This is a genomic window from Massilimicrobiota sp. An80, assembly GCF_002159255.1.
Lineage (GTDB): Bacteria > Bacillota_I > Bacilli_A > Erysipelotrichales > Coprobacillaceae > Allocoprobacillus > Allocoprobacillus merdigallinarum.
In genome coordinates, this window is sequence record NZ_NFHI01000064.1 from 1 (window position 1) to 10,702 (window position 10,702).

Consider the following 10,702-nt stretch of genomic DNA (forward strand, 5'->3'; position numbering starts at 1 on the left):
TCATTCATATCATTAATCCAGAAAATGAGGAACAAATAATCAATAACATATAACAAGAAAATTCGTAAGACTAAATTCCACTTTATTTTTTAAAGTAGAATTTACTTTTACAATTAACCGTTTTTAATTATTATTTGATCAATTTATATTTTTCTTTAAGCGCTTACATAAAAGTGATAAAATATAAATATGTAGGTGAGGAGGAAAAGTATGTTAAGAGATTATCAATTTGAACAAATAGAAATTGCACCTGATATTGAAGAATGCTTAGAAAATGCAAAACTTGAGTTGTCTAAGAAACAGATGTTATTAAAAGAAAAGAAATTACCTGTTGTAGTTTTATTTGAAGGATGGGGAGCATCTGGAATTGGGACAACGCTTGGGAAAGTGATTCAAAATATGGATCCCCGTTTTTATAATGTTGAAACAATGAATAAGATAAGTGAAGATGAACAAAGAAAACCTTTCTTATATCGTTATTTTTTACGCATTCCAGAAAATGGAATGGCCACATTTTATGATCATGGTTGGATGAATGATGTCACAAGAGAGTATATGCATAAACAAATTTCAAAAAAACAATATTATCAAAGAATTGAAAGTATACAGAAGTTTGAAAGAACTTTAGTAGATAATGGTTATATAGTGATTAAATTCTTTTTCCATATTTCTCAATTGGAACAGGCGACACGTACACATAAGTTGTTGAAAAACAAGAATACAAAATGGCGTGTCAGTGATGAGGATTTATGGCAAAATAAACATTATGATGAATACTTAAGTTTATATGATGAATATATGAATGCGACAAATGACACATATGCTCCTTGGTATATTATTGATGCAACAAATAAAAAATTAGCTCAATTACAGGTGCTTGAAACATTAATGAGCTGTATTCAAGAACGTCTAGAGCATGAAAAACAGGATGCACCACTGATTGACAATGTTTTTGAGATGAGAGAGAAAATTCACTTAGAAGATTATGATTTAAGTGTTAACATTAGTGAAGAAACATATCGTAGAGAATTGAAAAAATGTCGAAAAAAATTGATGAAGTTGCATAATAAACTTTATCGTCAAAAAATACCTGTGATTATTGCCTATGAGGGTTGGGATGCAGCTGGTAAAGGTGGAAATATCAAGAGAGTCACTTCTGGATTGGATCCTCGTGGATATACAGTTTATCCTATAGCAGCTCCTGATAAAAGTGAATTGAATAGACATTATTTATGGCGTTTTTATAAACGTTTACCAAAGGACGGACATATTGCCATTTTTGATAGAACATGGTATGGTCGTGTTATGGTTGAAAGATTAGAAGGATTTTGTAGTGAAAATGACTGGCAACGTGCTTATAATGAAATGAATGAATTTGAAAAAGAACTTTATGACTGGGGTGCTATTGTTATTAAATTCTGGGTACAGATTGATAACCAGACACAATTAGAACGTTTTACTGAGCGTCAAAATACACCTGAAAAACAATGGAAAATTACCGAAGAAGATTGGCGTAATCGTGAAAAATGGGATTTATATGAAAATGCTATTGAAGAAATGCTTCAAAAAACAAATACAGTGTTTGCACCATGGTATGTATTAGAATCAGTAGATAAAAAATATGCACGTATTAAAGCAATGAAAATTGTCATTCGTGAAATTGAAAAGAGATTAGGATAATATAAAAACAAGAATAAGCTCATGTCTTATTCTTGTTTTTGGCATAATTGAAAATGAACACAGGCATTCAAAATACCATCATGATCAACATCGTCCGTTATATAATCAGCAATAGACTTGACTTCATCACTAGCATTTCCCATTGCAACACTTATAGCAACATGCTTTAACATAGGAATATCATTTCCACCATCACCAAAAGCCATAGTTTGGGATAAATCAATATGATAATGTTTTAAGAATTCATCAATCCCATGTTGTTTAGAACCACCTATCGGTGAAATATCACAGAAAGTGGGATACCATCTTGAAGCATGACAATGGGGCATGACTTTTAATAATTCTTTTTCCTCATTTTCATCAACAAAGCACATACATTGATATATCTTTTTATGGATAACCTGACTGCAATCACGAGCAGGATGATCATCGTTATGTGTGATTGCATGGATTTCATCAACAAGATGATTACGCATATTAAAATATTTGGTATGTTCTTCAGTAAAACCACAAGGAAATGGTTTTTCTTTTAAATATTCTAATAAAGCCTGAATATCCTGAGAATCAATTGTGTTTTCATAAATCAGTTCATCATTTGTAAAACAATATTGCCCATTTAATGTAATATAGCCATCAAAGGGGAAACCTTGTAAAATATCTAAACCATCTTTTCCTCTTCCAGTTGCAATAAAGAGTTTGATTCCATTATCTTTGAGTTTATTTAAAGTATAAAAAGTTGAATCAGGGATTTGATGAGTTTTGAAACTGGCTAATGTACCATCTATATCAAAAAAGATTGCCTTAATCATATATATCCTCCTTATCGTTTCTTTTATTATATCAAACATTATATATTTTACAAAAAATTTTCATTTTTTGCTTGTTTTATCTTTTTTATAATAAAAGTGCTATAATGCATGAAGAAAGAAGGGGAAAAATGTTTGACGTTTTGATAACATCATTAACTTTTATTTTGATTATTGTGATTGCATACTTTTTAAAAAAAGTGAAAGTTTTAAAAAAGAGTGATGCAAATATTTTAGCAACTATTATTATGAATGTGACATTGCCATGTGCTTTATTAACAAGTGCCAATGGAATTACATTAGATATGACAATTCTTATATTGATAGCTGTAGGTATTTTATCTAATGTTATTATGATTCTCGTTGGTTATGGATTTGCTTATAAAGAACGTCCTGTTATCAAAGGAACATATATGATTAATGTATCAGGGTATAATATTGGGAATTTTGTATTACCATTTGTTCAATCTTTTTTCCCTGGTATGGGAGTCGTTTATTTATGTTCATTTGATATTGGAAATGCATTAATGGGATTAGGGATTACGTATGCTTTAGCCGATCATGTTGCCAGTGGTCAAAGTGATTTTCATTTAAAGGATGTTTTAAAAAAACTTTTTTCTTCTATTCCATTTGATGTCTATTTATTGATTTTTATAATGGCTATATTTCAAATTGAATTTCCATCATATATTCTTTCAATGGCAACGACTATTGGCGCAGGAAATAGCTTTTTAGCCATGATGATGATTGGTTTAATGCTTGAAATCAAAGTCTCACATAGTGAAGCATATCATGTTGTCAAAATTATAGTGTTAAGAATTGTTGGCACTTTGATTTTATCAGGTATCATTTTCATTGTATTACCATTGCCATTATTAGCTAAAGAAATATTAACTATGGCTCTTTGTGCCCCTTTATCAACAGTTTCAGCTGTGTTTAGTCAAAAAATTGGCTATAGTGGTGATATGCCTGCAACAGCAAATTCTTTAAGTATCATTATCTCTATTGTTTGTATGATTACATTGTTATTGATTTTTATTTAATCAAATGAAAGATATTCTAAATGAGTATCTTTTTTTTGAATTTATGGTACAATAAACGACAGGTGGTGAGAATATGACAGATATAAAATTATTAAAAACGACATCTCGACGTTTAGAAATTTTAGCTTCAATGAATATAACAACTTTGGAAGACTTGATTTATCAGTATCCTTATCGTTATGAAGTGATTGAAGAAAAATATCCCACTGATGAGGATGAACATCTGATTATTGAAGCGACTGTCATTTCACCAGTCAAGATTTTTTTTAAGGGTAAAATGTCCAGAATGAGTTTTGAAGTCGAAGATAAGTATTTACAACATTTTCAGGTGTCTATTTTTAATCGTCATTTTTTAAGGCAACATTTAAAGCTAGGAACAACCATAACAATCATTGGTAAATGCGTCAATCATCGTATTACGGCATCTGATATTAAAATCAAGCCATTACAAGACATATCTGGTATTTATCCAGTTTATTCTTTAAAAGAAGGAATAACGCAAAAATCTTTTAGACAATATGTCAAAAAAGCATTGTCTTTATTAAATCATGAATTTGATGATTTTATTCCTGAAAAATACCGCATTCAACATCATCTGATTCGAAAGGAAAGTGCTTTATATTGTATTCATTTTCCAGAAAATAAAAAAGATGTTCAAGAAGCGTTGAAATATTTAAAATATGAAGAATTTTTAAAATTTCAATTAACAATGCAATTGATGAAGCAACAACGTACTCAAGAAATGGGGATTGCGAAAGATTTTGATGTAACACAATTACAATCATTGATATTATCATTGCCTTTTGCTCTTACCAAAGATCAGCAGACGGCTATTAAAGAGATTGTAGAAGATTTAAAAAGTCCACAGATGATGTATCGCTTTTTACAGGGAGATGTTGGTAGTGGGAAAACGGTTGTCAGCTCTGTAGCTTTATATGCCAATTACTTAGCTGGTTATCAAGGAGCTTTAATGGCACCAACAGAAATTCTAGCGACTCAGCATTATCAGACATTAAGCCGTTTCTTTGAAAATACAGATGTCCGTATAGAGTTATTAACAGGTTCATTGTCATTGAAAGAAAAAGAACGTGTTTATCAGGCTATCCAAAGTGGAGAGGCAGATATTGTGGTTGGGACACATGCTTTATTTCAAAAAAAAGTTGTTTACCATAATTTAGGATTTGTGATTACTGATGAACAGCATCGTTTTGGTGTCATGCAACGTAAGGCTTTAAAAAATAAAGGTCAGCAGGTTGATTTTTTAATTATGAGTGCAACACCTATACCACGTACGCTAGCTATTTCTATGTATGGTGATATGGATGTATCGACAATCAAAACAATGCCTCAAGGACGCTTGCCAGTGAAAACACAATATATTCACTCGTCTTCGATGAAGCCGATATTAAAACATTTAAAATCATATTTGGCTCAAGGAGGACAATGCTATGTGATATGTCCGTTAGTGGAGGATAGTGAAAATTTAGAAGCAAAGAGTGCCTCACAGATTGCTAAGGCTATGCAAAAGTATTTTCAAACTCAATACAATGTTGGATTATTACATGGACAAATGAAAGAAGACGAAAAAGAAAAAGTGATGAATGGCTTTTTGAATAACACAATTCAGATTTTAGTATCTACGACAGTTGTAGAAGTAGGAGTAGATGTTAAAAATGCAAATATGATGGTTATTTATAATGCAGAGCGATTCGGAATGAGTCAATTACATCAATTGCGTGGACGTATTGGGCGAGGACAGGAGCAGGCTTATTGTTATTTAATGAGTTCATCATCGTCAAAGGAAGCCATTGAGCGATTGAAACATTTAGAAAAGAGTCATGATGGATTTGAAATATCATTATATGATTTAAAACTTAGAGGACCTGGGGAAGTTTTAGGCCAACGACAAAGTGGTTTACCAACTTTTTTAGTTGCTGATATAATGAAAGATTTTCCTATTTTATCAATTGCAAGAAAAGATGCTGATGAAATTATACATGATTATATACAAAATCATGAATATCAGGGAATTGTATGTAAGATTCAAGAGAAATTACAGGTGAATAATGAATATGTTGATTAAATATGTTATACTATACAAACGAGGAGTGAAAGAATTATGTATAAGTTATCAATAGATGCTATGAGTGGTGATTTAGGAAGTTCTATCGTTGTAGAGGCTTGTGAAATGTTTATGAAAAATCATCATGATGTAGAACTTTATGTCACTGGAAAAAAAGAAGAATTAGAAACATTAACAAAATATGAAAAAATTCATATTGTAGATGCCAGAGATGTTGTGAAAATGGATGATGGCATTATGTCTGTGCGTCGTAAAAAAGAATCAAGTATGGTAAAAGCTGTCATGATGGCACGAGAAGGTGTTGTTGATGGTGTGGTATCATGCGGTTCAACTGGTGCTTTTTATACAAGTGCTATGCTCTTTTTAAAACGTATTGAGGGTGTTGAAAAGTCTTGTCTGATGGTTATGATGCCTACATATAATGGAAAAGGCATGGCTATGCTTGATGTAGGAGCCAATGCTGAAAATACAGCTGAACAATTGTATGATTTTGCGATTATGGGGAATATTTATGCTAAAAATATAAGAGGAATCCAAGAACCTAAAGTTGCTTTATTAAATATTGGAACTGAATCTAAAAAAGGTGATGAAGCGCATCAGCAGGCATATCAGCTCTTACAGGCAAGTGACCGTTTGCACTTTGTAGGAAATGTTGAGGGTCGAGATATTTTAAGTGGTGATTATGATGTTGTAGTCACTGATGGTTTTAGTGGTAATATTGCTTTAAAAACTTGTGAAGGGGTTGCTTCAACATTAATGAAAATGATCAAAGAAAGCATGATGTCTTCACTAAAAGGAAAAATAGGGGCATTATTAGCCAAATCTTCACTTTATAGTTTGAAAGAAAAATTTGATTACAAATCTGTTGGTGGTGCTTTAATGATGGGATTTGAAAAAGCAGTTGTAAAGGCACATGGAGCCAGTGATGCTAAAGCATTTTGTAATGCTATGGATTTAGCTTATCAGATGGTGAAAATGGATGTTGTAACTCAAATGAAGGAAGGATTAAGTCAAAAATGAAAATATTAGATTTTTTACAGAAAGAAAATATACCATTTCATAACATTGCCATTTATAAAGAAGCATTTACACATGCTTCATATGCTAATGAATCGCATTATGTAAAAAAAGACTATGAACGTTTAGAATTTATGGGAGATGCTGTTTTACAGCTTTATGTTTCAGAGTTTTTATTTAATCTTTTTCCTGATGTTCCAGAAGGAACATTGACAACTTTACGTAGTAAACTCGTACGTGAAGAGTCATTAGCACGTTTCTCTAGAGAATTAGGTTTAGGAGAATTGCTATACTTAGGTGTTGGTGAAGAGAAAAGTGGTGGTAGAGAACGTGAAAGTGTTCTTGCTAATATTTTTGAATCATTTATAGGTGCATTATATTTAGATTGTGGTCACGATGAAGTTTTAAAGATATTACAACAAACTATATTCAAACATATCAACGATTTAGATTATGATGATATTACTGATTATAAAACAACTTTGCAGGAATTAATTCAAGCTGATCAGCGTCGTACTGTCACATATGAATTGTTAGAAACATCTGGTCCATCTAATGCTCCAGAATTTAAAGTAGCTGTCATGATGGATGATATGTGTCTAGGTGTTGGGAAAGGAACAAGCAAAAAAAGAGCTGAACAGCAGGCAGCGAAGGATGCTTTAAATAAACTTGCGACAAAATAATGATGAAATGATGGATTTTGCCTAGATATCTTTTTCAAAAAAGCATAGTTTATTTTGGGAGTGATAATCATGTATAATCCATATATGTATGATGATGAAAGAGTCATAAATCCTCGTGTTGGAGAAATTGTTTTATATACGGTACACAAAGGTGATAATGTTTATCGTATTGCGAAAACATTAAATAGTGAAGTGGCATGGATTCAGGTTATGAATCAGCTTAATGATGATTTGTTGATTCATCCTCAACAGGAACTCTTGGTGCCAATTGTTTATCAAAAGGTTCCACCAATGCCACAACCATTCCAAAGAGAAACTTATGATTTATATTTTTAAAAAAATGCATAAGATTTTCATTTGAGCAAAAACTATAAATAGGAGGTTTGAAAAATGAAGAAAATAATCATCCTATTTGTAGCTATGATATTATGTGGATGTGCTCAAGAAAAACAAGTAGAAGAAAAATCGCAATATAAAGATGGGACTTATACAACAACTGCTATGGGATATGGCGGAGAGTTTGAGGTTGAAACAACATTAAAAGATGATAAAATTCAGGATATTGTGATTAAAGAGCATAATGAAACACCATCTATTGGAGGTGTAGCTTTAGAACAAATGATTGACAACATGAAGAAAAAGAATCATTATGATGTTGATACCATTTCTGGAGCTACCAAGTCTTCTCAAGCTTTAAAAGAAGCCGTTGCTAAGGCTTATGAAGAAGCTAAAAATGAATCTTAGTATTTTATATTGATCAAAAGTAGTTACAATAAAAGTGACTGCTTTTTTTGTTTATTGAAGAATAAATCTTTATTTTTTAGGAAAATTAGTATATGATAATGAAAATGATAGGGGGCTAAATAATGGAAAAAAACTATGTTGGTTGTGAAAGAAATATCACTTTGATCATGGATTTTTATGAATTAACAATGGCTTATAATTATTTTAAATTAGGAAAACAAGATGAAATTGTTTATTTTGATATGTTTTATCGTAAAAATCCTGACCAGGGTGGTTTTGTTATTTTTGCGGGTTTACAGCAGTTAATTGAAGCAATTGAAAATATGCATTTTACTGATGGGGATATTGAATATTTAAGATCATTAAATGTCTTTGATGAAGATTTCTTTGCGTATCTCAAAGATTTTCATTTTACAGGAACTATCTTTTCGGTAAGAGAAGGGACACCTGTTTTTCCATATGAACCATTAATTACAGTGAAAGCTAAACTTATTGAAGCACAGTTGATAGAAACATTTTTATTAGTGACAATTAATCATCAATCTTTAATTGCAACAAAGGCTAGACGTATTGTACAGGAAGCAAAAGGGCGTGCTGTGATGGAATTTGGAGCACGTCGTGCTCAAGGATATGATGGCGCTCATTATGGGGCACGAGCTGCTTATATTGGCGGAGTGGCAGGAAGTGCGACTGTATCTGCTGGAAAAGATTTTGGAATACCTGTATTAGGAACAATGGCACATTCATTTGTACAGTCTTTTGACTGTGAATATGAAGCATTTAAAGCTTATGCTCAAATTTATCCTGATAATTGTGTTTTGCTTGTTGATACTTATGATACTTTAAAAAGTGGTGTTCCTCACGCTATACGTGTTGCTGAAGAGGTTTTAGCACCAACGGGGAAAAGATTAAAAGGAATTCGTTTAGACAGTGGAGATATTGCTTATTTAACTAAAAAAGCCAGAATGATGTTAGATGTTGCAGGATTGCATGACTGTAAAATTACAGTTTCTAATTCATTGGATGAGTATTTAATTCGTTCAGTGTTGGAACAAGGCGCTCAGATAGATTCATTTGGTGTAGGTGAAAATATGATTGTCTCTAAATCTTCACCAGTTTTTGGTGGTGTATATAAACTTGCTGCTATTGAAAAAGATGGAGAAATTATTCCTAAAATTAAAATATCTGAAAATACTGAAAAAATTACAAATCCAGGATTTAAAAAAGTTTATCGTTTAATTGAAAAAGAAACTCATAAAGCCATTGCTGATATTATTGCTTTCCATGATGAAGTTTTAGATGAAAATCAAGATCTTACAATTTATCATCAATTAGATGCATGGAAACATAAAACACTTTATGCTGGAACATATGAAATTCAACCATTACAGACACTTGTGTTTGAAAATGGAAAAAATGTTTATCCATATTATTCTTTAGATGAAATTAGAGCATATTCTAATCAGCAAAAACAATTATTATGGGATGAAATTTTCCGTTTAGAATACCCTCATTTGTATTATGTTGATTTAACTCAAAAATTATTAGATTATAAGCTAAAAATGTTAGCGAAAGGAAAAAAAGGACATTAGTCCTTTCTTTTTAAAGGATTTTATTTATGATTATTACAGTTGTAGGATTAGGTGTTATTGGTGGTAGTTTTGTTAAAGCTTTAAAAGGAAAAGGATATGATGTTTATGGAGTGGATTGCAATCAGCAGACTTTAGAAATGGCGAAAGCTGAAGGGTGTATAATTGAAGGGTATCTTGATGGACATCAGATTATTTCACAGAGTGATTTAACGATTATTTGTTTGTATCCATCAAAAGTTTTAGATTTTATTTCTGAACATACTTTTAAAAAAGGAAGTATTGTTACAGATGTTGTTGGTATTAAATCATATTTTTTAAATCAAGCCTTATCAAGAATAGATCAGGATGTCGAATATATTAGTGGTCATCCTATGGCTGGTCGTGAAAAAAAAGGCTATTTGTATGCCAGTCAGGAAGTTTTTCAAAATGCAAATTATATAGTTATTCAGCATGAACATAATCAGATAGATAAAATTGAATGGATGCGTCAATTTGTAGGACAACTAGGTTTTAAGAGTGTGAAAATCATGAGTCCTTATGATCATGATGAAATTATTTCCTATACATCACAATTACCACACACATTAGCTGTAGCATTGATGAATAGTGATGATGAAAAATATGAAACAGGTAAATATATTGGAGATTCTTTCCGTGATTTAACGAGAATTGCTAATATCAATGCAGATTTATGGGCAGAACTTTTCTTTCATAATCGTGATTATTTATTGGCTTCTATGGAGCGTTTTGAAAAGCAATTTGATTTGTTAAAACAAGCTATTGCTTCAGGAGATGAAAAATCTTTAAAGGAAATGTTTTGGCAATCATCTAAGCGTAGAGAAAAGTTAGAAAAATAAGTCATCAAAGAATTAAGAGAGTAGATTTATCAATGAAAAGATAAAGATACTCTTTTTATAAAAAAAATTATATTTTATAAAATAAAAAAAGCTTTGAATTTAAGAAGTAAAATTAAAATATGGAGTCAAATGAGAGCAATCATTTGTAAAAAAAACGAAAAAAGGTATTGCATAAATGGGGAAAATATTATATACTA

At 31.2% G+C, this 10,702-nt stretch carries 10 protein-coding genes; 9 read left to right on the forward strand and 1 reads right to left on the reverse strand.

Translation table 11 applies throughout. From position 1 onward, the window contains the following. The first annotated feature begins 210 nt into the window (after positions 1-210). Complete coding sequence (gene pap, locus B5G32_RS12475) at positions 211-1,680, forward strand: polyphosphate:AMP phosphotransferase (protein ID WP_087936831.1); 1,470 nt, start codon at positions 211-213, stop codon at positions 1,678-1,680. 26 nt (positions 1,681-1,706) lie between these two features. Here pap and B5G32_RS12480 read toward each other — a convergent pair whose 3' ends face one another. After that, positions 1,707-2,489 (reverse strand): Cof-type HAD-IIB family hydrolase, encoded by a 783-nt coding sequence (locus B5G32_RS12480; RefSeq protein WP_087936832.1) that lies wholly within the window; start codon positions 2,487-2,489, stop codon positions 1,707-1,709. A 128-nt stretch (positions 2,490-2,617) separates the two neighbouring features. Between B5G32_RS12480 and B5G32_RS12485 the strand changes: the two genes are divergently transcribed. The 8 genes from B5G32_RS12485 to B5G32_RS12520 all read left to right on the forward strand — a co-directional run bounded on the left by B5G32_RS12485 (position 2,618) and on the right by B5G32_RS12520 (position 10,505). Further along, positions 2,618-3,529 (forward strand): AEC family transporter, encoded by a 912-nt coding sequence (locus tag B5G32_RS12485; RefSeq protein WP_087297437.1) that lies wholly within the window; start codon positions 2,618-2,620, stop codon positions 3,527-3,529. 73 nt (positions 3,530-3,602) lie between these two features. Continuing rightward, positions 3,603-5,612, forward strand: coding sequence for an ATP-dependent DNA helicase RecG (gene recG / locus B5G32_RS12490; RefSeq protein ID WP_087936833.1), 2,010 nt, complete (start codon positions 3,603-3,605; stop codon positions 5,610-5,612). Positions 5,613-5,648: 36 nt separating this feature from the next. Beyond that, entirely contained in the window at positions 5,649-6,632 is a 984-nt protein-coding gene (gene plsX, locus B5G32_RS12495; RefSeq protein ID WP_087936834.1) for a phosphate acyltransferase PlsX, read from the forward strand. Beyond that, positions 6,629-7,312 (forward strand): ribonuclease III, encoded by a 684-nt coding sequence (gene rnc / locus B5G32_RS12500; protein WP_087242834.1) that lies wholly within the window; start codon positions 6,629-6,631, stop codon positions 7,310-7,312. Before plsX ends, rnc begins: the two co-directional genes overlap by 4 nt. A 69-nt stretch (positions 7,313-7,381) precedes the next feature. Further along, positions 7,382-7,648, forward strand: a complete 267-nt coding sequence (locus B5G32_RS12505) for a LysM peptidoglycan-binding domain-containing protein (protein ID WP_087242832.1) — start codon at positions 7,382-7,384, stop codon at positions 7,646-7,648. 54 nt (positions 7,649-7,702) lie between these two features. Continuing rightward, positions 7,703-8,056, forward strand: coding sequence for an FMN-binding protein (locus B5G32_RS12510; RefSeq protein ID WP_087242830.1), 354 nt, complete (start codon positions 7,703-7,705; stop codon positions 8,054-8,056). Between the two features lie 122 nt (positions 8,057-8,178). Next, entirely contained in the window at positions 8,179-9,648 is a 1,470-nt protein-coding gene (locus B5G32_RS12515) for a nicotinate phosphoribosyltransferase (protein ID WP_087936835.1), read from the forward strand. Positions 9,649-9,674: 26 nt separating this feature from the next. After that, positions 9,675-10,505: a prephenate dehydrogenase gene (locus B5G32_RS12520; protein ID WP_087936836.1), complete on the forward strand. Its 831-nt coding sequence runs from the start codon at positions 9,675-9,677 to the stop codon at positions 10,503-10,505. Positions 10,506-10,702: the final 197 nt, after the last annotated feature.